The organism is Mesorhizobium sp. U510 (genome assembly GCF_059180695.1).
In genome coordinates, this window is the sequence record NZ_CP180532.1 from 5,899,987 (window position 1) to 5,923,965 (window position 23,979).

The window sequence follows — 23,979 nt, forward strand, 5'->3', positions numbered from 1 at the left end:
CTGGGGAAACATGACACGATGAACACTGCCGAAACCCTGCCCTATCTGTCATCGGCGGTTCTCGATCGCCTGGCGATCTCCACGCCAGAAATCGTCGACGAGATCGAACGCCAGATCGTCGGCCAGAGACGGGGCGAGGTCTGGTGTGCGCCGAAGGCGGCCGTATGGCCGGGCGACGACCGCTACTTCATGGCGACGCTCGGCGTCGCCACCGTGCCGCCCGTTCTGGCCACCAAGTCGCTGGTGGTGAACCCGCGCAACGCCGCGCGCGGCCTGGCCACGCTCAATTCGCTGATCACGCTGCTCGACGCCGAGACGGGCCTGCCGCTGGCCCTGGTCGACGGCAATTGGGTGACGGCCAAGCGCACGGCGGGCCTCAGCGCCGTCGCCGCCAGGCGCATGGCAAGGCACGATGCGTCGTCCATCGCCTTCATCGGCTGCGGGGTGCAAGCGCGCGGCCACCTCGAAGCGTTCGCCGACCTCTTTCCGCTGCGCGAAATCCGCGCCTTCGGTCGGGGAAAAAGCAATCGCGACGCGCTTTGCGAGATGGCGCGGTCACGCGGCCTGCAGGCAATCCCCTGCGACACGGCAAGGGCCGCGGTGGAGGGCGCCGACATGGTGGTGTCGACGGTGACGCTGGTGCCCGAACCCGAACCGTTCCTCGACGCAAACTGGCTGAAGCCGGGAAGCTTCACCGCCATAACCGACCTCGCTTTGCCCTGGCTGCCGGCAACGATGCGCTGCCTCGACCGCATCGTCGTCGACGACCTGGAGCAGGAGAAGCAGATGCCCAAACCCATGGTCGACGCAGCACTGGTCGCCGGCGACCTGACGGGCCTGGTCTGCGGTGATTTTGTGGGGCGGCAGGGCGCCGGTGAGGCGACGGCGTTTGTGTTCCGGGGGATGGCCGTGGGGGATCTGGCGGTGGCGGGGCTGGCGTATCTGCGGGCAAAGGCGGCGGGGGTGGTCTACTAGGAGATGGACAGGATCTCGAGCTCGCGCTGCCCCAGCTGGACAACATCGCCAACGCTCTTGCCAATCAGCGCGATGGCAACCGGCGAACCATGCGATATGGAAGCTTGCGCCGGGTTGGCCTCATCCTCGCCGACGATGCGGAAAGTCTGGGTGCGGCCATCATCACGCGCGAAGGTAACGGTGTGCCCGAAGGCGATCACGTCATTGGACGTCGGCACCGGCATGAGCTGAGCCGTGCGGACGCGTTCGGCATAATAGGTGACATCGCGAACCGGAACCGCCGACTGCCGTCGCCTCTCGTTGACATCGTCCAGCACGCTGGCGGCCTCCAGCGCCCCCGGGCGCGAGCCAATTCATCATGCAGCATCTTGAGACCCGCCTCGGTGACGAGGTTGATCCGATCGGAAATAGGGCGAGCCGGCAGGATGGTTTCCGACGCTGCCTCAGCACTTTCCTCCTTGGCAAAGGCTACACTCAATGGGAGTAACTCCGTGTGGGATGGTGATGGTTACGGATAGACCATGGGCGAAGATAAAGCTTCAACAATTCGACGGGTGGTGGCGGCGGAAGTATAAATGGTCGCGACGCCCAGGCGCTGAACCGGCTGGGCCGCGAGGTCGGCGCGCTCGAAGGCCTGATCCGCAACCAGCCGGAGAACGACCGCATGGCCCAGCGGTATCGGCAGGGATCGGGCACGCCGGCCGCTTTGGCGGAGAAGGTCGCGATGCTGCTCGGCCAAGGCGGAGTTATTGTGGTCGATGCTTGAGGGTGTGGCGGGGGATGAGATGTTGGCGGGGAGGCGCGAGATCGAAGTGAGGATTGCGCAATCACGGCGACTTTGAGGGAGATGTAGACGTTTTTTGCTGCGATGGGGGTGCCATATGAGGGAGATTGGACCCCGAAGTCGACCTTCGCACCCGAACCCTTAACTGATACTTCACGACGCATGTCGACTGCGACTGAGCAGTTGCAGCCCGCAAAGCAATCGGCGCATAGAAGTCTGACTAATGCACCAACTATACCTGAAACGGATCACCGGATAGAACGAGAACAGACAGATCTGGCTTCGAAGATCGCAGCGCATCTACATCCGCAATATAACGCTTTGGCTCCGCATAAGGAATGGCAACGCCGGACGTTGTATCAACGGAACGCATCTTCATTTCGAAACAAGCTAATGCGCTCCCTACAGTTATCAATTTACTCGCGAGCGGTGTAACAACAAGGCGGCTTCCACCTATAACAGCTAATGTATTTCGGAAGCGTAGCATTGCCTCCAGTAATTGCCGGTACACCTCAAATGGATGACCTTCGTGAACGTAAATAATATTACTGAGTGGTGTTTGCCGCTTTACAAAAAACGCGTTGTCATACTCCGTGAGGAGCTTGTCACCCCTCCGCGGATCCCTTGATGGGTGTGGTAAAACAGGACAAATTTCCGCCCACTCAGGGATGTTGCTTTCGACCTTCGACACTTGCGCGAGGCGATTTTCCCCAAGTATTGGAAACCACACCATCGGCATATCCCTTAACGTCTCTGATTGAAAGGCCTCCGAATAGCCCGGGATCAATACGAGATCGTTACTCGGGTCTAGAGCTGCTATTTTGCTATCGAGTTCGGGATCTTCACCGACCAAAACCTGGAAGGTCACGCCCTGACGCGTCAGTCGGTCTTGACTATCTGTTGCCGGGACGATCCGGGCCAAGATAGAAAGAAGAATTGTGAGATAGACAATTCGAGGCAGCGAACTGACATCGAGGACGACGTCGGTAACGTCGTCCAGATATGTAAGGATCTTGGATGCGCCAAGCCGCAGCATGATGGTCGCATTCAACTCCTCGTCATCTTCTATTTCGTCGATGAAGTAGGTTTCGACCTTGCCAACACGACTGAATATTTCTTCCAGAATGCCTGCATTTTCTTCCGTCAGCTCCTCGAGTTCAGACGACAATTGATAACCACCAAAGCCGATAAGAAGAAGGGTCGCCTGTTCAATCTGGCACCCAGACGCGTTCAGCCGCTCAACATATTTGGAAATGACATCGTTTGCCCTCAGGTCGAAACCGCGACCAGCGATGTACAGAAGGCGCATCGGACGATTGTTCGCCTTACGATCCGCATACATATCGTCCCACAGGTCTTCGACCGCGACTCCGCGACGGAAGACATAGTTCTCCCAGATCATGTCATCGACCTTCCAAGCTGAGCTTTGCCGTAGGCTGATAGCCACCGTCCATCCAGTCCGATAACTTCTGGATTGTGGTTTCCTGCCAACCTCCGTACTGGAGCGGCAAGGAGAAGTGCGCGCAGAGTGTTCTGTTAAGGTAGAACACAGTGCCACCTTCGCGGTTTGTGCTTGCAGAACTTTCTCGAGTTACCAAAAGGTTTTCAGCAACGCATTCGAAGAGTACCTTTTTCAACTTGCCAATCTTGGTCTGGTCCTGGGTGCGCTCAAATTTCGACAGCTCAGAGTTAGACAGCCGCACGCCAGTTACACCTGGAGCGTAGGGGGCATTGGGCTGGAAAGTCCGGTCCCGACAGAATAGGCCGATCGAATCCAGCAATCGCTGAGCCATGGTGCCGTCCTTGTGGTTGCGCGTTATGAAATCACGCTTGCTTGCGGCAGCTTCCTTGAATCTTTTTTCCTGCTCCTGCGGCAGCAACTCCCGAGCTGCTCTTTGTCGAAGAACCTGCTTGGCCTTCATTCCCTCGTAAAGCGCTGCCGCTAAAAACAAGAGCTCTTCGACATTATTCGTCGCCAGTGTACACAATCTCTCGATGCCATAATAATATGGGAATTTCTGCTCGAAATTGAGAAAAATCTCGGCAGCGCCTTTTGTCGCGGCACTGTCACGCTCTTGAAGCTCTTCAGCTGGAAGCGGAGTCAGCTCAAGCGAAAGCTGCTTGTCTGCCTCGTCTCGCGCGATCAGGATTCTAGTAACATAGAGGTTTATGATCGCGTCAAGGCTCGGCGTCGGCGGTCCAATTGCTGCATTGGCCAACCAGTCCGAATAGCGGATATTTCGCTTATGCCGGACAGCGAAGACGTTGAACAACGACTGCGCTTCGACATAGGCATCGTTCAACTCGTTGAGCGGAAAGTTCTCCTGAAGGTATTGCGCGAAAGCCTGACCCGGAACGACAGTTTGCATTTGAAACCTTCGATCAAGGATGCTCTGCGCGAAGGCTATGAACTGTCTGTTGTTGCTGCCAGTCCCCCACAACTCCTCTAGCGCGTATTCACGCACATCACGGCCACTTCTTGCACCTTGGGATAGAAACTCGTCGCCAAACGCGATGGTTCGGCTCGCCAGCCATACCGGAATAGACGGTCGCAGCGTGACCAGTTCATCGATCAAAAGCGAGCGCTGCGCCTTTCGTAGGGCTTGAACATCGTCGATCATCAACAGCCGGTTTACCGCAACGTCTCTGCCCTTGTAAGAGAAACGGACAGATTGCAGCCATAACACAGATTCAAAGCGGGCATGGGAGGGAGGCGGATCTTCCGCCCTGTTCGACGATAAGATGTCAAGATGCTCGTAGACGGCCCTCTCGCTGTCTTCGGCCCATTTCATCATAGCTGCTGCGGTATCGTGAAGAGGGATGGCTCTCAATCCATTGGCATCGGCAGCATAGTGCAGTTGCACGTTCTCAAGCGCATCGGGCATACCATTATTGAGGAATTCTGACAGGCTGCGTAACGTGCGCATTACAATGCGGCAGTTCAGGAGCGCCCGAAACAACTCAGTGCTGGCATTCGACGCACCGGGGGGCAGATCCGCATAGCCCGACGAGCAAGATACCATTACGCCCAATGTGACGGGCCCATCCTCTTCACCCAACACACCCCGGTCGATCAGGAATTTGTACGTTTCTGCCTGATTGGGTCCGGCGTTCCAAAACGCCCGCAATGAGTTAGGGGTAAAGGCCCGCAATATTGTTGACTTGCCGCCGCCAGGCGGACTGCGAAAAATATGGACCGCACCCTTAAAACAGTCCTCGTGGAGCTTTTCCAGGATTTTGGGCGAGAACAGGTGAACGAAGTCCTGATCGGACGTTGTCCGCTCGGACATACGTTCAAGAAAGGGATTAGCGCGATATGCCATTACAGTTCTCGATGCCTGCTTACCCTAGGAAATAGGCCGAAGAACGACCTGTCTTCCGGGCCCCACAGCGCATAGATCGAGTTGTTCGGGGTATTATGAGACAGGATTAGCGGAAGCGCGCACGCCGCGAATCCAAGCTTTGCGTCACGCGTGCCCCCTATCCTAATGTGTTCGTCACTAGCTCTTTCGTCGTAGTATCGATCCTGTTTGGCGATCTCGATAATTGGAGCATCGAGGGGCGCCGAGAGTGAGCTGTATTTCTCGATCGGATGAAGTACATGTACTTTCAGTGGCTTATAGCCCTTTTCGTTCGTGAACCGCTCTGACCAGTATTCAATGTGGTCGATCGCTTGCCTAGTCGCGACATATAGAAGGAGAGACACTTCATAGTAATTCGGGTTGATCAGGTCGCCCTCATAAATTCGCTCATATATTTTCTTTATCTTTCCTTTGAATTTGCGATCTTCAGCATCATATCGGATATAAGTGTTACCACTCCCAGAGAAATCGTCCACTAGCCAAACGAGACTAAAGCGTTCCTTGTCACTTTGACTTGCGCCCGCGCGCGGAATAAAGCTCCCGGCCGTCAGAGATTTGTGAAGCGCTGCCAGCATGTCCTCCGCCTTGGCGTCTCCTAGCTCATAAGCCTGCCAGATCTGCTCGTTACTGATGGCTCCGTTGCTGGCCCGTCTAAGTTCGTTAGTATGAGCGCCGTCGCTCAACCCAAGATAGAGCGACCGGATTCTCAACTCCTCGAAACGGGGGTGCGTCGCCAATGAGGCCACCTTGTGTGGCGCTATTTCATTTTCCTCGGCGACCAATCGGATTCTGTCTTGGACAATCACATCGGGGTAAGAAAGTTTAACAAGGTGCGAAATCTCGCGTTCGGAGATAAAAATCAGCTTGTCACGAACCAATTCGAGCGCCACCGGCCGATCATTCTTGTCGAATTGGTTTAGCCACAAAGCCAAGCTCTCGACAAATTGTTTTCCTGGCCCAAACCGTTGATAATGATTATATTTATATTCGGCCAGTAATTGCAGAACGGTAGCGTTACGCCCAACGACTTCGGGATCCTTCCAGTCCATCACTTGAGCGAGGAGAGCTTGAGCGTTGACGTCTTTCATTCTTCCTGACCGGAAAGCGAGAAGCTGAAACTCCCCTCATCAGAGGTCTGCATACGGTCCAGATACCACAAGGTTGCATCGACATCTCTCTTAAACCGAGGCGCCAATTTCCAACCACGGTCAAGACGTCTCGATGGAAGATCGACGCTTAGGGAAAAGCGATGTTGCAGCAACGACGAGTCGTTTCCCGGCCATGCGCCCAGATCACCCATCGTCACGATTTCATAGGGATCTATACGCTCGCGTTGCACAATGTTTGCGACAACGTGCGATTTGCTAACCCCGCTTGCAAGGATATCAATAGAATGTTTGCTTCTAAGAATAGTCCCGGTCTCAAGCCCCGATTGCTTCATTGCGTCCGCAACGACGAACCACATGTCCTCAGTGCTGACTCCATTCTGGAAGCGTACGCTCAACTGATGAGGAGGGTTTTCACGTACAACGTAAATTGGCACACCACTAGACTTCAAGCTCGCCACAATCCGTTTCGCATGAATTAGGAAGTCATTCAAACCTGCCTGTGCGGGCGGTCGGTGGCCGAGTTCGCCGATCCAGCCGCCATTGTAAAGACCCATTCGAATTCGCGGCCAAATAGACTTATCGAACAAACTCTCGAAGCTCTCTGCTATCGAGCCGCCGCGTCCTGAAGCAATCCCGATCATGACGCCGGCTTCGGCCAGCCGCCGAATATGGGCGCAAATCGCCTCGGGCGGCGGTGTATCCACTGCATTTGAGCTGCACAATGTTCCGTCGTAGTCGAAGACTACCGCCCGAAACTTCTGACTCTCCAATGATGCTTCTGCCTCTAGCCGGGCGCGGCGAATTTTGCCGCTGCTGCGACGGCTTGGCCACCTGGCACCCAGAACCTCATACTTGGAGTGTTCGCCACGGATCTGTTCTTCTTCAGGCGGCGGTACCAATTCGCCCAGCTTCGCATAGTACAGTTTGCGGCCAAGCTCGGAGATCGTCGGTTTGGCGATATCCTTCCCTGCGGCATTTGCGACTTTCGAGACAAGATGCATACCGCCCAGAAGGCCCGCGATCAGATCTGTCGGAGTCGATCCGTTCAGCGGCATTTCAAATGTCGCCACTTCGCAAGGGACCTGCGCACGCATGTCCTGCCAAAGTCCTCCAACAGTAGGCTCTGTAATCACTAGAAGCGCTGTGTCGTTGGATCGCTCAGTCAGCCACAAGTGTCTCCCGTGTGCAAAGGAACGGAAATCGGCAAGTTGAATGAAGAGCAGAGCGGATTCTGCAAACCTCGATTCAAGATCTTCGGCAATGGGCCGGAGGCGCGGTGAAAAGACAATGATCATGCTTCTACGAGTAACGGCCTCGCTCGCAAACGCGCTCGCACTTTCCAACCATTCGAACAAGGAGAGCTGATCGAAGCGGATGTCAGACATCCTGAAAAGATCAGGCGGGCCATCCTTATCGAGTTCGCCGAATGCCCGCGCAACTAGGGAGGCGCTCAAGGCGAGGCTGTTGGTCGCGAGATATCCGTCCTTCTGGGCTAGATCGAATACGTGCGGGGTGACGTCATTCATCGACCGGACCAGATCCATTAACGGGCTATTCTGCCTGTTAGTGATCACATGGACAGCCCTAGAGCTATGCTGACGAGCTCGCTGCAATGCCTCCAATATGTCTGGGTTTTTGCCTTCAGCGGAGAAGATGAAAATCGGGCTGGTGGACGCCAAAGTTGGATTGCAGATCAGTTCGAGCGGGGTAATCGGCCTTGAAATGCGACCTGTATAGGCCTCGTGGAGGCTGCATAGAAGGGAGGCAACTGTGTAGGAGCCGCCAGAACCCACGGCAATGACACTCGATTGGCTTGCGCCGGCAATCGCCGATTTGAGAGGCTCGATCGACTCAGCGTGTGCTCTGTCGAGGCTTGCTTGCAGTTGTTCCAGTTCGATTTCATATGGCGTCATCGGGAGTCAGCGCGCATTTAAGCAAACAGATTGCTGTTGATCGGCTACTTCTTCCCGTTTTGATCGCGGAGCGTGTCCTACTGTGTGACAGGAAATCTGGTCCCTCAATTCCATAAGCATGATACCCAGCATGTTTTTGCCTTTGCCGTTGATCTCTCCCCAAAGTCGATTGACGGCATTGTTCACGGAGCCAACTTCGACCAGCCTTTTCGTACCGGTGGAAACTAGGATTTCCGCCAGATCAGAGTGTTGCGTGAACTTGGCACGGAGGACTGCCCGCATACGGTCAAACTTTATGCTCGCCCAGTTGGGAACCACGTCCCACGTGTAAAGACCGTGTGCGGCCATGGCCGCAAGTGAAGGACTCGGCGCGGCCAAAATCCATTCTCGAACGGCAGGTTTGAGGGCCTTTCCAGCTTGGTACGCGTGTTCGGATGTAGGGAAAATGCGCCCCTCGAACTCGATCTCCCGTCGATAAAGATTACTTAACACGCCATAAGGGCGCTCGTTGGCCCGATAGAATGAGATAACATCCGCTTCAGGCTGAGCGTTCAAGGCTATTTTTGTGGATTTCATTCCGTGGCAGCGCTCCGACTTCATCCTCTGATGATCCTACTCCCGCGATTAGTATGTCGCACGCCATACGCACATGCACCAACCTCGAAAATGGCCGTGACCGTTCCAGCGATATAATCGCTACGGTACATCGTCATGTTACAGAGCGAGACTGGTAGCTTTTGCCCATCAATCAACGGCAAGGATTGCCGGAATACGATCGAGAGTATTAGCCATCAGACCCCTGCGAAGGGCCGTGTGATTCGGCCTTGGTTCTCGAACGTGAGAGGTCTGTAACGGGGCAGACCAGTAAATCGGCCCTCTTTCAGGTGTCCACCAATAGTGCATAACGTTCGTGGGAGTCGCATGACTCACCGGCGGAGCTGGTAAGCAATTGCCCAGCCAATCGAGCCGTTTCTCAAGTCCACGTGACGGGCCGGATCCCGATCAGCGGCGGTAGCGTGCCTTCGCTCCTTTACCCCCCAGCCAACCTCGGCAGCAAAAAAATCTCCGCCCCCGGCGGCAGCTTCTTCGACCACGTATCGCGATAGATCGTCCCGTCGATCGCCACCGCAATGCCGCGATCGATCCATGGCTCAAACCCGGGATACTGTTCAGCCAGTTTCCTGAACAGCTCCCTGATGTCCTTGGCTTCGACCTCGACCTTGCTCTTGCCGCCGGCGAGCTGGCCGAGCGCGCCCCAAAGGGTGACTTCGACCATCGCCGCTATGGTGTGCTGATATTCAGGTGAGGCCGGCCTGCAAATGGCAGGTTCCTGGGCTTCCGGTGCTCACGTACTTCAAGTACGCTCCGCTCCGGTTCTCGGAACCCGCCACTTTCGGCTCGGCCTGACCTGAATCTCAACACACCTTACCCCTAGCTTTCGCCCTATTCTCCCCGTTCCGCCTCGATCGCCGCCAGGATGCGCGGCGGCGACATCGGGATGTGGGTCATGCGCACGCCGGCGGCGTTCGACACCGCGTTGGCGATCGCCGCCAGCGGCGGCACGATCGAGGTTTCGCCGACGCCGCGCACGCCATAGGGGTGGTTGGGGTTGGGGATTTCCAGGATCTGCGTGTCGATCATCGGCAGGTCGGAGCAGACCGGGATGCGGTAGTCGAGGAAGCCGGCGTTCTGCAGCCTTCCGTCCTTGCCGTAAATATATTCCTCGTTGAGCGCCCAGCCGATGCCTTGCGCGGCACCGCCCTGGTACTGGCCCTCGACATAGGTCGGGTGCACCGCCTTGCCGGCATCCTGCACCACCGTGTAGCGGATCACCCGGGTCGACCCGGTCTCGGGGTCGACCTCGATGTCGCATATATGGGTGGCGAAGGAGACGCCGGCGCCGTCGGCGACGAGCTCGCTGTGGCCGGCGATCGGCCCGCCGGTCTTGCCGGATTCGGCCGCGATCTCCTTCAGCGACAGCTTGCCGAGATTGCCGTGCTTCTCGCCCTTGGCGACAGCGTGGCCCTGTTCCCAGACCACGTCGTCGACGGAAATGTCCCACATCTGCGCGGCACGCTCGCGCAGGATTTTTATCGCGTTGCGGGCGGCCGAGATGGTCGCCATCGAGGAGGAGAAGGTGCCGCGGCTGCCGTCGGTCATGTCGTTGTAACCGAGCGAAGACGTGTCGGCGACCACCGCCTTGAGCTGGGCATAGTCGATGCCGAGCTCCTCCGCCGCCACCAGCGACAGCGACGCGCGCGAGCCGCCCACGTCCACCGTGCCGACGGCGAGCGACACCGAGCCGTCCATGCCGATGTTGAGGTCCACGCAGGTCTGGCCGCCGAAATTGAACCAGAAGCCGCAGGCCATGCCCCTGCCCTGGTTCTTCTTGAGCGGCGCCTTCATGTGTGGATGGTGCTTCACCGCTTCCAGCGTCGGGCCGATGCCGATCGGGCCGTAGACCGGGCCGTAGGACGAGCGCGTGCCTTCCTGCGCGGCGTTCTTGATGCGGAAGTCGACCGGATCCATGCCGAGCTCCTTGGCGAGCTCGTCGACCGCACTTTCCACCGCGAAGGCCGCCATCGGAGCCGACGGCGCGCGATAGGCCGCGGTCTTGGGCCGGTTGACCAGCACTTCGTAGCCGACAGTCTTGACGTTATCGAGCTTGTAGCAGGCGAACGCCGTCATGGCGCCGATCTCGGCCCAGGAGCCGGCATAGGGGCCGGCGCTGTAGCGCAGCGTCGCTTCCGCCGCGGTGATGGTGCCGTCCTTGCGGGCGCCGATCTTGACGTCGATCGAGGTCGCGCTGGTCGGACCCGAGGCGCGGAACACCTCGTCGCGGGTCATGACCAGCTTCACCGGCCGGCCGGCCTTGCGTGACAAGGCAAGCGCCACCGGCTCGGCCCAGACATGCGTCTTGCCGCCGAAGCCGCCGCCGATCTCGGAGGAGGTGACGCGCAGCTTCGAGGCTTCCATGCCGAGCAGCTGCGCGCAATGCTGGCGGTAGACGAAATGGCCCTGCGTGCAGACCCAGAGGTCCGCGGTGCCGTCGGACGAGACGCTCGCCACGCAGGCATGCGGCTCGATATAGCCCTGGTGCGTCTGCTCGGTCTTGAAGGAGCGCTCGACGATGAAATCGGCGTGGCCGAAACCCTGATGGACATCGCCGTGGCCGAACTGGCTGCGCTTGGTGACGTTGGAGGGCTTTACCGGCTTTTCCTCCAGCCCCTCGGTGAAGATCGTGTCATTGATCAGCGGGGCGTGGTGCTGCATCGCCTCGTCGACATCGGTGACATGCGGCAGGATTTCGTACTCGACCTCGATCAGCTTCAGCGCCTGCCTTGCCGTGCGGGCATCTATCGCCGCGACGGCGGCCACCGCATGGCCGTCATAGAGCGCCTTGGTGCGCGCCATGCAATTGTCGAGGATGTCGTACATGGCGGCATCGCCATCGGTGAGGTCGGGCAGGTCTTTCGCCGTGATCACCGCCTTCACGCCGTTCAGCTTTTCCGCCTTCGACGTGTCGATCTTGAGGATTTTCGCATGCGCATGCGGGCTGCGCAGCACGCGCCCGACCAGCTGGCCGGCCATGTTGAAGTCGGCGCCATAGCGGGCGCGGCCCGTCACCTTGTCGACGCCGTCGGGGCGGATGGGGCGCGTGCCGACGGATGCGAATTTACGCCCGGAAAAACGCGGATCGAAATTCATCTTCAGGCTCCCTTCATCACAATTGCGGCGTCCTGGACGGCGCGCACGATCTTGTCATAGCCGGTGCAGCGGCAGAGGTTCCCGGCGAGACCGAAGCGGATTTCCTCCTCGGTCGGGTCGGGGTTTTTCGCCAAAAGGTCCTTGGCCGCGATCAGGAAGCCCGGCGTGCAGATGCCGCATTGCAGCGCCGCGTGCTCGAGGAATTTCTGCTGCAGCGTATGCAGCTGGTCGCCATGCGCCATGCCTTCGACGGTCTCGATGCGCCGGCCTTCGGCCTCGGCGCCAAGCACCAGGCATGAGCAGACCAGCCGGTCGTCGAGGATGACGCTGCAGGCGCCGCAATCGCCGGTGCCGCAGCCTTCCTTGGCGCCGGTCAGGCCGAGCCGGTCGCGCAGCACGTCGAGCAGCGTCTCGTCAGGCTGGCAGAGATATTCGATATTGTCGCCGTTGATTGTCGTCGAGACTGCAATGCCAGCCATTATTTGCCTCCTGCACGTGCGTAGGCGGTCGTTGCGGCTCTCCTGGCCAGCACGCCCGCGACTTTCCGTCTGAATTCGATGGTACCGCGCTTGTCGTCGATCGGGCGGCAGGCGCCGGCGCAGACTTTGGCCAACCGCTCCAGCGCTGCCTCGTCCAGCTTCCTGCCGATAAGCGCCTCGGCGGCCTCGTCGACCAGCAGCACCGTCGGTGCCGCCGCGCCCAGCGCCACGCGGGCCGCCGTGACGACGCCATGCTCGTCGATCGTCAGGTTCACCCCGGCGCTGACCACGGCGATGTCCATCTCGGTGCGCGGAATGAAGCGCAGATAGGCATCGCCCGAACGCGGCGAGCGCTTGTCGAGCAGGATCGCCTCGATGATCTCGCCCTTGGCGAGCGACGTCTTGCCCGGCCCGATCGGCACGGCCTCAACGGGGATGGTGCGCTTGCCCGAAGGTCCGGCGATCACTGCCTTGGCACCCGCGGCCACCAGCGCCGGCACGCTGTCGGCCGCCGGCGAGGCGTTGCACAGATTGCCGGTGATGGTGCAGCGACCCTGCACCTGCTTGGAGCCGATCAGCTTGGCCGCCTCGACGACGCCCGGCCATGATTTCTTCAGGGCGGCATTCTCGCCCAGCACGGCGCAGGGAACGGCAGCACCAATGCTGAAGCCGTCGGCGGTTTCGCGGATGTCGCTCAAGCCGGCGATCGACTTGATGTCGACGATCAGGTCGGGCTCGACGAAGCCCCCCTTCATCCTCACCAGGAGGTCGCTGCCTCCGGCCAGAATGGCTGATATGCCAGCCGATCCGGCCAATTGGCCGACGGCATCTTCGATTGAAAGCGGACGTATGTAGCGCATCGTCTCCCCTTGGATATCGCGATTTCAGCGACCGTTATAAACACTCTCCTCATAATGGCTATCGGGTTCGTCGTTTGCGACGATTAGTCCAGCCACCGTAAAATCGAGTCCCAAATCGACCTGTTTTGCCCTACGCCTTCGTGACAGGCCCGTGGCCGGGTTCTCGAAAAATTTGCGAGCCCGTGTCGGATCGGTCAAGCCCCGTTCGTCCTTGGGACATCGAACTGGCATCATGAAAGGACACGATATGCCCGGTACCGTACGTTTGCACCGCGTTCTCACCACCAGCCCGCAAAAGGTCTATCGCGCCTTCGTCGAAGCCGACGCGCTGGCCAAATGGCTTCCGCCGAACGGCTTCACCTGCACGGTCGATCATCTCGAGGCCAAGGTCGGCGGCACGTTCAAGATGTCGTTCCGCAACTTCACCACGGGCGGCAGCCATGCCTTCGGCGGCGAATATCTCGAACTCGTCCCGGGCGAGCGCCTGCGCTACACCGACAGGTTCGACGACCCCAATTTGCCCGGCGAGATCCAGGTGACGGTGATCCTGAAAAAAGTCTCGGTCGGCACCGAGATCGACATCACCCAGGCCGGCATTCCCGACGTCATCCCAGTCGAGGCCTGCTATCTCGGCTGGCAGGAGTTGCTGCGGAACCTGGCAAAGCTGGTCGAGCCGGAGATCAATCAGTAAGGCCAGTCCAGAAACTGCGTAGCGCCGCCGCCGATGACATGCCCATCGGCGGCGGTTGTGCGTTGAGGCCTTGACCGTGCGATCGCGTGCGTGAAATCCTCCCGGCCAAAGGGAGGATTTTTCATGCGACGTCTTCTGCTCGTGCTTCCCGCCCTGCTGCTGGCCACCTCTGCCGAAGCCAGGACCATCTACTACGGCAACAAGGTGGGAATGGAACTCACCATCGTCAAAAGGTCTGGCATCGGCTCCGAGCACGCCAGCATCCTGGCCAAGCACAACAGGCAGAAGGCCGGCGTCTACTGCCGCGAATATGGCCACGATTTCTCCAAGGAGTGCATAGACGCGGAAATGAAGTCGCCGCTGCATTTCGAGATCACCGCCAACTGCAAGACCGGCAAATTCACCACTTTCTATGGCGGCAACATGCTGTTCCAGGGCCGCAACAAGGGCAGTGAGGTGACCACGGATTACCTGATCACATCGATCGATGACAATGTGGTGCTCGATGGCTCCGGCGCCTCGTCATACGATGTGACGCTGGACCAGTTCAAAGCGCTCTGCCCCAATCGCGTGCGCTAGCAGCGTTTGCGACACTGTGCCGATCGGAACAAACGGAGGCGCAAACGCATGACCCTGACCAACCAGGATATCGTCGAGCTGACCGAATGGCGGCGCAAGCTGCACCGGCAGCCGGAAATCTCCAATGAGGAGGAAAAGACGGCGAAAGAGGTCGTCTCCTTCCTCGCCGACACCGGGCCGGACAAGGTCCTGACCGGCCTCGGCGGGCATGGCGTGGCGGCCGTCTACGACAGCGGCAAGGCCGGGCCGACCGTGCTGTTCCGCTCCGAACTCGACGCGCTGCCGATCGAGGAACTTTCCGGCGTGCCGCATGCCTCGCAAGTGCCCGGCAAGTCGCATATGTGCGGCCATGACGGGCACACCGCGATCCTGGCCGCCCTTGGCCGCCAGCTCGGGCGCGAGCGCCCGGCCAGCGGCCGCGTCGTGCTGATGTTCCAGCCGGCGGAAGAGACCGGCAATGGCGCGGCCGGCGTCGTCGCCGATCCGCGTTATGGCGAGATCGCGCCGGATTTCGCCTTCTCGCTGCACAACCTGCCCGGCGTGCCGTTCGGCGAGGTCAGGCTCAAGCCCGGCGTGGTCAACTGCGCCTCGCGCGGCATGCGCATCGTGCTCGAGGGCAAGACCGCGCATTCCTCCATGCCCGAGACCGGCATTTCGCCGATGCCGGCGATCTCGGAGCTGATGCCGGCGCTGCCCGCGCTCGGCCGCGCCACCTTCGCCGACGACGATTTTTCCATGGTCACCGTCACCCATGCCGCGATGGGCGAAGCCGTGTTCGGCATCGCGCCCGCGCATGCCGAGGTGTGGGCGACGCTGCGCACCCGCCGCGACGAGCGCATGGCGGATCTGTGCGCCGCGGCGCAAGCGCTGGTCACCGAGATCGCGGCCCGCCATCGCCTCTCCGCACGCTGGGATTATCACGAGATCTTCGTCGCCAGCGTCAACGCGCCGGACGCGGTGGAGCACCTGCAACGCGCGCTCGACGAGGAAGGCGTCGTGCATGGGCAGGAAGCCCTGCCGATGCGCGCCTCGGAGGATTTCGGCCTGTTCGGCCATAGCGCGAGATCGGCGATGTTCTTCCTCGGTGCCGGCGAACGGCACCCTTCCCTGCACAATCCCGACTATGATTTTCCCGACGACCTGATCCCGATCGGCTCGAGGATCTTCATGCGCACGGCGCGCAATCTGCTGGGGTGAGTTCGCCCGCCTCTATGCGGACCTGAGGAACGGACGCTTCTGGACGCCCCGCCTTGCCTGGAAGCTCGCGGCGGGAACCGGACGGCCAACGCGAAAACCCTGGATCCTGTCGATGCCGAACTCGCGCATCAGCGCGATCTGCTCGTCGGTTTCCACGCCTTCGACCAGGATCTGGTGGCCGCGATTGCGCACCAGCGCGATGATGTCCTGCAGCATGGCCATGCCTTTCGGCGTGCCGCAATCGTGCAGGAACGAGCGGTCGATCTTCACCGTGTCGAAATCGATCAGACGCAGCCACGAAAGGCCGGCGAAGCCGGTGCCGAAATCGTCGAGCCAGATCTTGATGCCAAGCAGCTTCAGGTCGCTGATGCAGCGCAGGATGTCCGAGTGCATCTCCATCTCGAGACCTTCGGTGATCTCGAAGGCCAGCCTGTTGCCGGTCACGCCCGTCTCGCCCAGAATGGTCGCGACGGACGCGGCGAAGCCAGGCGTCTTGAGCTGGATCGGCGAGACGTTGACACTGACGAGAGGGACGTGATCGTCCGCCAGCAGCTCGGTGCACACCGTCCGTATTGCCCAGCGGCCGAGTTCCAGGATCGCGCCGGTGCGTTCCGCCACGGGAATGAACAGGCTCGGTGGAACCAGGGTTCCGTCCAGCATCTTGAGACGCATCAGCGCCTCCACCGCTTCGACGCGGCCCGACACGACATCCTGGATGGGCTGGTAGACGAGTGAAACGAGGCCCTGGCCGATCGCGATCTTCAGCAGCGCCGCGAGGTTCTCGCTCTCGTCGCTGCTCTGCGGATCGGTCGGGTCGAACAGCCTGGCACAATTGCGGCCGCTGGCCTTTGCCAGATAGAGCGCGCGATCCGCCTCGTGGATGATCTTCTCCAGCTTGGCGCCGGCCTGCGTCCTGGTGAACGCAGCACCCACGCTCGCCGTCACGATCGAAATACCGTCGCGCCGCAACTCATGGGTGATCGCCAGGGTCTCCACCGTGCGGCAAATGGCTTCCGCCAGTTCCGCGACCTGGTCCTTCTTGTCCATGCGGGCGAGCACGATGAATTCCTCGCCGCCATAACGCCCGATCGAGCCATTGTAGTCCCTGATCAGGTCGCTCAGCGCGTTGGCGACATGGATCAGGCAGCGGTCGCCTTCCTGGTGGCCGTAGCAGTCGTTGAACTTCTTGAAGAAGTCGACATCGATGAGGATGGCCGCGAAGCCGTTGCCAAGCTTCTGCCAGTCGCTCCAGTAATCGCGCAGCTTCTCGTCGATCGCGCGCCGGTTTTCCAGGCCGGTGAGCGGATCCGTCCGCGACAGTCTGAGCAGGGCCTTGCCGCGTTCGGTGGCCTCCTTGTGCTGGATCTTGGCTTCCAGCGCGTTCAGGAAGACGTTGTAGCGCTCTTCATTCAGCTTCCAGTTCACATAGGAGGTGAAGGTGAAGCACGAAACATAGAACGTCCCGAACACCATCTTGTATGACAGCGAGGCGGGCAGGAAATAGTTCACCACGTACAGGATGCACAATATGATCGTCGACGTTATGATCGACACTTTGAAGCTGAACGTGAAAAATAGATTGGCACTCATCATGAAAATGGTGCCGAACACCATGTAGTAGGCAACGGTTTCCTTGTTGGCGCCCAGGGATGCCGGGAACAACCAGCCGACATAGCCGAAGATGATCGCCGCGGCGCAGGTCACGTCGAGCCACTCCGTCGCCACGCCCCGGCGAAGCTGTGCTTCCAGGGTCAGCAGAGCGGCCAATCCGACCGCGAAGCGCGCCGTGACCGTGTAGGCCGCCACGTCAGGTATCAGCAGCACGTCCGATACCGAAAACAGCACGTAGATGACGACGGCGATCCAGAGCCCAGGCCTGGCATCTTTCCGTCGCTTCGCCAGGGCTTCGGCGCGGTAAAGGATGCGCAGTTCCGCCGCCCCCAGTTCCTGGCGCGGATCATACGGCTCCACATCAACCGTATCGGCCGATCTGGACGACGCGCGTTCGCTCACAAATCCCAGTGTTGGGGGATTTTGCGCTCCGAACTCTTTTCCAGCTTCTGCCCCCACGCAGGACGACTCCTTGGGACGCGACACGATTGCCACGCGGTAAAATGCGATGGCGCCAGACAAGTTTGCGTTAACTCGAACCCAGAATCTTATCTGCAAGATCGCTAATAAATTGAGATGGTTAGCGGGAAATTAATCATAACAATAAAATGCGTCCGAAGCGCCGTTGGCAAATGGAGCATTCTACGCAATAAGTTAACTGACTGTTAACCAAGGAGTCCTGGTGTGCAAACCGTGTTTGATGGCCAAAGCCTGATTACCGCAGAAATCATCGCCGACAGTCTGCGCCGAGGTAAGCTCGAGCATCATGGCGAAGAGTTCGAAACCGCCCGCGCGGAACTGGCACTGATCCTCCACGCCACACAGCAGCAGATCGAGCAGCAAAAGTATCCCGCCGAGATCGTTCGCCGGCTGTTGTCGATGCTCAGCGGGTTGCGGGCCAAGGTGCATTCGGACGTCTGGCAGGCCTTGATACCGGTGGCGCAGAACCACCCGATCCTGGAGTATTTTCTGCAGGATCCGCTGACGCACTGGTCGTTCACCAAGCCCAGGGGCTATTCCGGCGACGCGCAGCTGCTCGACTACATCTATTGCGACCCGCACGTGGCCGAGAGCGTGGCCAGCGCCTCGGAGATCGGCAAGGCGCTTTACAGCCATACCCAGAACGTTCCGTCATGCGTGGCGGCACGCGAACGGCGTAATCTCCTGACCCGCTATGTCGACGAGACGGCGGCCAAGAACGGACCCGAAACCGAGGTGCTCGCCATCGCCGCCGGCCATCTGCGCGAAGCCAACCGCTCCGTCGCCTTGGCCGAGGGCGGTCTCAAGCGCTGGGTCGCGCTCGACCAGGACCCGCAAAGCGTCGGGCTGATCGCACGCGACTTCCAAGGCACCGCGGTCGAAGCCATCGACGGCTCGGTGCGGACCGTGCTGACGCGGGGCCACAAGCTCGGCAAGTTCGATCTCATCTACGCCTCGGGCCTCTACGACTACCTCCAGCACAATGTCGCCGTGAAACTCACCAAGACCTGCCTGCAGATGCTGAAGCCGAACGGCACATTCCTGTTCGCCAACTACGCCGAGGGCACCCCTGACGCCGGCTACCGGGAAACCTTCATGGACTGGGTGCTGCTGCTGCGCTCGGAGGTCGACATGTGGAACATCGTCAACGCCAGCGTCGACCGCAACGCGGTGGAGGCCAAGGTGTTCTTCGGCGAGAACCGCAACGTCCTGTATGCGGTGATTGAGAAGCGCGGGTAAGCAGGCGGCGTGGGCATCTGGGAACGCCTGCGTGACTTGTCGGCTGTATTCGGCTGAGAGGTGACTTTGTCCCCTGGCCGTTTCGCGCCTTCCAGCGGCTATAGGAAAACCCTGAGCGGTTCTGCGGTCAGGCCGAAGGCGATCTACTGTGCACCCGGGAGGGATTGCGGCAGGCCGAATTTGGGCAGGATCGTCTTTTCGAAGGCGGTCATGGCGCAGACTCGGTCGCCGGCGAGAGCCAGCACGAAGAGGCCTGAACCGTGGATACCTGTGGGGGTATGCCGGTAGACGCCGAATGCCGGCTGACAATTGGCGCGCGTCGGCACCAGTTCGTATCTCCGTCCCGAGCCGAAGATGGGGGCAAAGAAGCGGGCCACAATGTCTCGGCCCCGATATTCCAGCGGCACCGGCGGCATCGACAAGAAGACGTCGTCGGTCAACAGAGCCACCATCGCATCGATGTCGGCGGATTCGTAGGCGCTGACGAACTTCGCCACGATCGCGTCCTCGCCAGGTGAGTTGCCGGCTGGCGGCGGCTCTCGGTCAGTGGTTACCGGCAGTCGGCGCTGCATTCCCGCACGCGCGCGTTTGAGAGCGCTTTTGACCGATTCAACTGACGTGTCCAGCATGTCGGCGACCTCGTGCGCGTGGAATCCAAGGACATCGCGCAGGATGAGGACGGCGAGCTGGCGAGGCGGCAGGATCTGCAGGGCGGTCACAAAGGCCAGGGATATGGATTCGGTCTGCTCGTAGCGCGCCTCCGGACCGAGCGGCACGCTGATCGCGCCGTCCAGAAGGGCGTCGGGATAGGGCTCGAGCCAGGGAATTTCGCCGAGTCCAGTGGGTTCGGGCGGTTCGATACCCGGGATATCCCACTGCTTTGCAGGACGTCGGCGAGCGGAGCGCAGCACGTCGAGGCACCGGTTGGTGGCGATGCGGTAGAGCCAGGTGCGAAGCGAGGCGCGTCCGTCGAAACGTTCGAGACCTCGCCAGGCAGCGAGCATCGTGTCCTGGAGAGCGTCCTCGGCATCCTGAAACGATCCGAGCATCCGGTAGCAGTGCACCTGGAGCTCGCGACGATGCGGCTCGGTCAGTGCCCGGAACGCCTCGCCGTCGCCGCTCCGCGCCCTCGACATCAGGTCCGTTCTCGCCAACGCCACGCCTCCTTCTGTGCAGTTCCACACTGTATGGACGCCGGCCAGGGCTCAAAAGGGGCGGTCGCGGAGCGCCCCCTTTTGCGATGCCGCGGCGTCTACACCAGCGACAATATCGTCAAAGGAGCACGGAAATGGGAAAGATCGTCATCAGCACAAATGCCACACTCGATGGAGTGGTCCAGGATCCGGACGGCCAGGAAGGCTTCGAGCTGGGTGGCTGGTTCCGCCAGTCCGCGGGGGCCAAGGACCTCGAAGACTGGACCGCCAACGAGACGGAGGAAGTGCTGGGTGCCGAGGCACTGCTGCTGGGCAGGCGCAGCTTCGAGTGGTTCGCGTCCCGGACGCCCTTTATGGACGTCCGCGTAGGCAGCAAGTGGGCGGCCAAAATGAACGGCATCCCCAAATACGTCGTGTCCTCGACACTCGACCATCCTCAGTGGAGCAACACCACGGTCCTCAATGGCGATGCGGTAAAGGAGATTTCGGCGCTGAAGCGGAAAGTGGATGGGGAAATCCTGGTCTATGCCAGCTATCAGCTGGTGCGCACACTGATAGAACAGAAGCTGGCCGATGAACTGCGGCTGACAGTCTTCCCGGTCGTGCTGGGAACCGGCCAGCGTCTCTTCGACGAGGCCAGCGACAAGCAACCGCTGCAACTGGTCAACACACGAAAGATCGGTGACGGCCTGGTGTCCCAGGCCTACGAATTCGTGCAGGGCTGACGGCTGAAGACGGCGACGAAGTCGCGTTGGTCGGTGTTGAAGCAGTGTCCCCCGTTTTCACGGAATTTGGGGAGACGCTTGGTGGCGGTGCGCGCGGAGAGCGCAAGCCCAGGGCGTGGACGGTGTCTGCGTCCACGCCGACGCCGGAGCGCCTGACAAAGAAGCGCTTGTCGACGGTGACGCCGACCCCGGTCATAGTACGCCAAGAGCGTGCCGTTCGGCCCCATCGCCGATGCACTGGCGCCAGGCCTGGGCGACCGAAGACCGAAAGCGGGGGAACATGAGCACAGTCATCGTTGTCGGCCACGTCAATCACGACCAGGTCTGGTCGCTGTCATCGCCCCTCGCCTCGGGCTCGCGCATCACCTATTCCGATCGGGTTGTCAGGCTTGGCGGCGGCGGCTTCCACACCGGCACGCAGTTGGCGAAGCTGGGCAACAATGTCCGGCTGATCAGCAATCTGATGGACGACGACCATGGCCGGGAAGCACTCGCCAAATTGCAGGCGAGCGGCATCGACACCGGCTACGTCACCCTATGGCCCGGCGAAACCCGGTTCACTGAAATCCTGCTCGAGCCGAACGGTGAGCGCACCATTTTGAACACCGGCGGCCAGTTGCGTCCTCCCTTCGCCGCGCCGGAGCCTGTCAGGGGCGACGCCGCCTATCTCAACGCCCTGGTGCTCGACGACGGCCTCGTCGCCTCGCTGCGAACGATCCCGCTTGTCATCTCGCAATTTCCGCTGCGCAGCGCCTCGCACCGCCCGGCCGACATCGTCATCGGATCGCGCGCCGACTTTCCCCGCGAGGACACACGAGGGATCTGGGAGCGAGCGTCGCTGATTGCCGGGCCTCGCCTGAGGACACTGGTGCTGACCGACGGACTGCGCCCAATCTCGCTCTATGACGGCAAGGCGCTCAGCCATGTCACGCCCCTGAAGCAAGTTTCCGTGCCCGACACGATCGGCGCCGGCGACTGCTTTGCGGCAATCTTCCTGGACGGCCTACTGCAGGGGCTCACCCCTGGGCTTTCCGCCGAACGGGCCAGCCAGCAAACCGCCGAATGGCTGTCGGAACGGGCTTGCACCGGCTGAGGCAGGCACTCCGGGAGGCGCCGGCTTTCATGAAAATGTCATAAAAATCAAATGGAAACCGGCATTCGAGTGAACTAGAAAACATGTCCTGGAGAGATCGTGATTGAGGCGTCGGCAAGCCGGTGCATCATCGCCATGATCGGCGTCTTCCATCGCCCCAACGATGTCGCCGACCTTGTCGCCCGCGAAATCAACCTTGAAATCGCTGCCTTGGAAGAGACATGACATGTGGCTGAGTGAATTCGAAATTGTCCTGCGCGACCGCGTCATCCCGAACGGCGCCGTCAGGATCGAGAACGGCCGGATCGCCGAAATCCGCGAGAAGCCTGTCGGGCATGCCGATATCGAGGGTGGCGGCCGCCTGCTGCTGCCCGGCTTCATCGACATGCATGGCGACATGGTGGAGAGAGAAGTCGAGCCGCGCATCGGCGTGCACGTGCCGATGCGGATCGGCATTGCAGAGCTCGACAAGAAGCTCGCCTCCTGCGGCATCACCACGGCCTATGCCGCGCTTTCCTTCATCGGCGCCAGCGTCACCAGCGGCGTGCTGCGCTCGCAAGACCATACGACTGATATCATCGACACCATTGCCGGGATGAAGGACCATTTGTTGGTCGACCACCGCATCCACGCCCGCTTCGAAGTGACCTTCACCCCGGCGATTCCCACGCTGCAGAAGCTGATGGACGCCGGCAGGCTGCATTTGATCTCGCTGATGGACCACACGCCCGGACAGGGCCAGTACCGCGACGTCGAGCTCTACATCGCCCGCATCGCCAAGGAGCGCGGCATGTCCGTTGCCGCGGCCTCCGAGGTCGTCGGCAAGCGCATGGCGGGCCGCAATGGCCAGGGCGATGTGCTGAACGCCCTGCAGGACCTGTCGGCGCGAGCCCAGGCCGCCGGCATCGTGCTCGCCTCGCATGACGACGACACGCTGGAAAAGGTCGAACTGGTGCATGGCCTGGGCGCAGCGCTCTCAGAATTCCCGGTGACCCTGGGAGCCGCACAGGAAGCCCGCAGGCTCGGCATGCATACCGCCATGGGGGCGCCCAACGCGCTGCGCGGCGAGTCCTATTCCGGCAATCTTTCCGCCCGGCAAGCCTATGAAGCCGGGCTGCTCGACATGCTGGCCAGTGACTATCATCCGGCCTCCATCCTGCCGGCCGTGCTCGGCCTGGCGGAACTGCGGGGCGATGGCCTCGCGGCGGCGGCGGCGCTGACAAGCGCCAACCCGGCCAACGCCCTGGGGCTCACCGATCGCGGCGTCATCGAGCCCGGCCTTCTGGCCGATTTCGTGGTGGCCGACCGCCATCCCGTGCCACGCGTCCGCGCCACCTTCCGTGCCGGCCGCATGATCTACGGTGATGGCACGCTTGCACCAGCCGGCAAAGCAGAACGCCTTGGCCCGGTCGCGGCTGAACGGCTACCCGCTGCCGCCCGGGAAAGCGCGTAGCGCTTTCCGGTTGGGAATTGCGTCAAAAACAAAGAGACGGAGCCTGAGCAAATTCCAGGAAGAGTGCAGGCCTGCTTTCCCGCAGGAATTGCGTTGGAGGGGTTTGCGCTTTCCGAGACAAGGTTAAGCTCTAAACGTCGAGCACGACCGTCATGCCGCGCACCTCGGCCATTTCCAGCAGCATGTCCTGCAGGGTTTCGATGGTGAGCGCCGCGCCGGTCACTGCCAGCAACTCTGTGATACTCTCTCTCATGGAAATGACCGCGACTCCGGTCTTCTCGGATAACAGCCGTCCGATGGCTGCGCGGATCAGGGCATTCTGGTCAGGCATGATTCCCCTTTCATGCTGGATGACGGTATTAAGTCTTCTCAAACGGCACGCTTTTTTGCACAACCTCTGCGAGCTTTAGCCTGCGCTTGCAAGCCGTTTCGATGTGTCTGATCTCCATTATTTTTCTGACAGTTGCTCGGCGACGACAGCGACGGCAGCACCCATGGTTTGCCAATGCAAACCTCACCATCCCCGGGAGCCTTGCAACGCACGCGCCCATCAGAGGTTGCATGAGG

General features: G+C 60.5%; 22 protein-coding genes and 1 pseudogene. 9 read left to right on the forward strand and 14 right to left on the reverse strand.

What is annotated here, in order from left to right; translation table 11 throughout:
- Positions 1-18 precede the first annotated feature (18 nt).
- The gene (locus tag ACLGL5_RS30530; protein WP_069092745.1) at positions 19-975 is read left to right on the forward strand and encodes an ornithine cyclodeaminase family protein; all 957 of its coding nucleotides are present in this window, start codon (positions 19-21) and stop codon (positions 973-975) included.
- Here the strand turns inward: ACLGL5_RS30530 and greA are convergent.
- From greA to ACLGL5_RS30585, 11 genes and pseudogenes are all read right to left on the reverse strand, one after another.
- Positions 972-1,453, reverse strand: a pseudogene (gene greA / locus ACLGL5_RS30535) (transcription elongation factor GreA). The gene ACLGL5_RS30530 and the pseudogene greA sit on opposite strands and share 4 nt — an antisense overlap.
- Positions 1,454-1,483: 30 nt before the next feature.
- Complete coding sequence (locus ACLGL5_RS30540; RefSeq protein WP_141700963.1) at positions 1,484-1,714, reverse strand: hypothetical protein; 231 nt, start codon at positions 1,712-1,714, stop codon at positions 1,484-1,486.
- 277 nt (positions 1,715-1,991) lie between these two features.
- Positions 1,992-3,161: a hypothetical protein gene (locus ACLGL5_RS30545; protein WP_069092746.1), complete on the reverse strand. Its 1,170-nt coding sequence runs from the start codon at positions 3,159-3,161 to the stop codon at positions 1,992-1,994.
- Between the two features lies 1 nt (position 3,162).
- On the reverse strand, positions 3,163-5,082 hold the full coding sequence (locus ACLGL5_RS30550) for an ORC-CDC6 family AAA ATPase (RefSeq protein WP_069092747.1): 1,920 nt from the start codon (positions 5,080-5,082) through the stop codon (positions 3,163-3,165).
- A complete protein-coding gene (locus ACLGL5_RS30555; RefSeq protein ID WP_069092748.1) occupies positions 5,082-6,209 on the reverse strand; it encodes a phosphoribosyltransferase-like protein in 1,128 nt (375 codons plus the stop codon). The genes ACLGL5_RS30550 and ACLGL5_RS30555 overlap by 1 nt, the downstream gene beginning before the upstream one ends.
- Positions 6,206-8,143, reverse strand: a complete 1,938-nt coding sequence (locus tag ACLGL5_RS30560; RefSeq protein ID WP_083246833.1) for an HAD-IIB family hydrolase — start codon at positions 8,141-8,143, stop codon at positions 6,206-6,208. Before ACLGL5_RS30560 ends, ACLGL5_RS30555 begins: the two co-directional genes overlap by 4 nt.
- 6 nt (positions 8,144-8,149) lie before the next feature.
- Positions 8,150-8,743 carry a riboflavin biosynthesis intermediates N-glycosidase gene (gene ybiA, locus ACLGL5_RS30565; protein ID WP_494372821.1) on the reverse strand — a complete coding sequence of 198 codons (594 nt, stop codon included), beginning with the start codon at positions 8,741-8,743 and terminating at the stop codon, positions 8,150-8,152.
- 430 nt (positions 8,744-9,173) lie between these two features.
- Positions 9,174-9,419, reverse strand: coding sequence for a MoaD/ThiS family protein (locus tag ACLGL5_RS30570; protein WP_038648544.1), 246 nt, complete (start codon positions 9,417-9,419; stop codon positions 9,174-9,176).
- Positions 9,420-9,586: 167 nt separating this feature from the next.
- Complete coding sequence (locus ACLGL5_RS30575) at positions 9,587-11,851, reverse strand: xanthine dehydrogenase family protein molybdopterin-binding subunit (protein WP_019859699.1); 2,265 nt, start codon at positions 11,849-11,851, stop codon at positions 9,587-9,589.
- Between the two features lie 2 nt (positions 11,852-11,853).
- Entirely contained in the window at positions 11,854-12,330 is a 477-nt protein-coding gene (locus ACLGL5_RS30580) for a (2Fe-2S)-binding protein (protein ID WP_064985961.1), read from the reverse strand.
- Entirely contained in the window at positions 12,330-13,190 is an 861-nt protein-coding gene (locus tag ACLGL5_RS30585; protein ID WP_069092750.1) for an FAD binding domain-containing protein, read from the reverse strand. The genes ACLGL5_RS30580 and ACLGL5_RS30585 overlap by 1 nt, the downstream gene beginning before the upstream one ends.
- Positions 13,191-13,437: 247 nt before the next feature.
- Between ACLGL5_RS30585 and ACLGL5_RS30590 the strand changes: the two genes are divergently transcribed.
- From ACLGL5_RS30590 to ACLGL5_RS30600, 3 genes are all read left to right on the forward strand, one after another.
- Positions 13,438-13,881, forward strand: a complete 444-nt coding sequence (locus tag ACLGL5_RS30590; protein WP_494372822.1) for an SRPBCC family protein — start codon at positions 13,438-13,440, stop codon at positions 13,879-13,881.
- Between the two features lie 123 nt (positions 13,882-14,004).
- A complete protein-coding gene (locus tag ACLGL5_RS30595) occupies positions 14,005-14,460 on the forward strand; it encodes a hypothetical protein (protein ID WP_069092751.1) in 456 nt (151 codons plus the stop codon).
- Positions 14,461-14,508: 48 nt separating this feature from the next.
- On the forward strand, positions 14,509-15,657 hold the full coding sequence (locus tag ACLGL5_RS30600; RefSeq protein WP_069092752.1) for an amidohydrolase: 1,149 nt from the start codon (positions 14,509-14,511) through the stop codon (positions 15,655-15,657).
- Positions 15,658-15,669: 12 nt separating this feature from the next.
- Here ACLGL5_RS30600 and ACLGL5_RS30605 read toward each other — a convergent pair whose 3' ends face one another.
- Positions 15,670-17,670: a putative bifunctional diguanylate cyclase/phosphodiesterase gene (locus ACLGL5_RS30605; protein WP_069092753.1), complete on the reverse strand. Its 2,001-nt coding sequence runs from the start codon at positions 17,668-17,670 to the stop codon at positions 15,670-15,672.
- Positions 17,671-17,952: 282 nt separating this feature from the next.
- Between ACLGL5_RS30605 and ACLGL5_RS30610 the strand changes: the two genes are divergently transcribed.
- Positions 17,953-18,987, forward strand: a complete 1,035-nt coding sequence (locus tag ACLGL5_RS30610) for a class I SAM-dependent methyltransferase (protein WP_019859708.1) — start codon at positions 17,953-17,955, stop codon at positions 18,985-18,987.
- Between the two features lie 143 nt (positions 18,988-19,130).
- On the opposite strand, the gene ACLGL5_RS30615 is transcribed toward ACLGL5_RS30610, so the two are convergent.
- Positions 19,131-20,141, reverse strand: coding sequence for a sigma-70 family RNA polymerase sigma factor (locus ACLGL5_RS30615; RefSeq protein ID WP_141700964.1), 1,011 nt, complete (start codon positions 20,139-20,141; stop codon positions 19,131-19,133).
- A gap of 134 nt (positions 20,142-20,275) precedes the next feature.
- On the opposite strand from ACLGL5_RS30615, the gene ACLGL5_RS30620 reads away from it, so the two are divergent.
- From ACLGL5_RS30620 to ACLGL5_RS30635, 4 genes are all read left to right on the forward strand, one after another.
- Positions 20,276-20,866 (forward strand): dihydrofolate reductase family protein, encoded by a 591-nt coding sequence (locus ACLGL5_RS30620; RefSeq protein WP_069092754.1) that lies wholly within the window; start codon positions 20,276-20,278, stop codon positions 20,864-20,866.
- 280 nt (positions 20,867-21,146) lie between these two features.
- Positions 21,147-21,959 carry a PfkB family carbohydrate kinase gene (locus ACLGL5_RS30625; protein ID WP_069092755.1) on the forward strand — a complete coding sequence of 271 codons (813 nt, stop codon included), beginning with the start codon at positions 21,147-21,149 and terminating at the stop codon, positions 21,957-21,959.
- Between the two features lie 99 nt (positions 21,960-22,058).
- Positions 22,059-22,184 carry a hypothetical protein gene (locus tag ACLGL5_RS30630; protein ID WP_280949023.1) on the forward strand — a complete coding sequence of 42 codons (126 nt, stop codon included), beginning with the start codon at positions 22,059-22,061 and terminating at the stop codon, positions 22,182-22,184.
- A gap of 1 nt (position 22,185) precedes the next feature.
- Entirely contained in the window at positions 22,186-23,412 is a 1,227-nt protein-coding gene (locus ACLGL5_RS30635; protein WP_069092756.1) for an alpha-D-ribose 1-methylphosphonate 5-triphosphate diphosphatase, read from the forward strand.
- A gap of 130 nt (positions 23,413-23,542) precedes the next feature.
- Here ACLGL5_RS30635 and ACLGL5_RS30640 read toward each other — a convergent pair whose 3' ends face one another.
- Positions 23,543-23,743, reverse strand: a complete 201-nt coding sequence (locus ACLGL5_RS30640; protein ID WP_019859717.1) for a hypothetical protein — start codon at positions 23,741-23,743, stop codon at positions 23,543-23,545.
- Between the last annotated feature and the right edge of the window lie 236 nt (positions 23,744-23,979).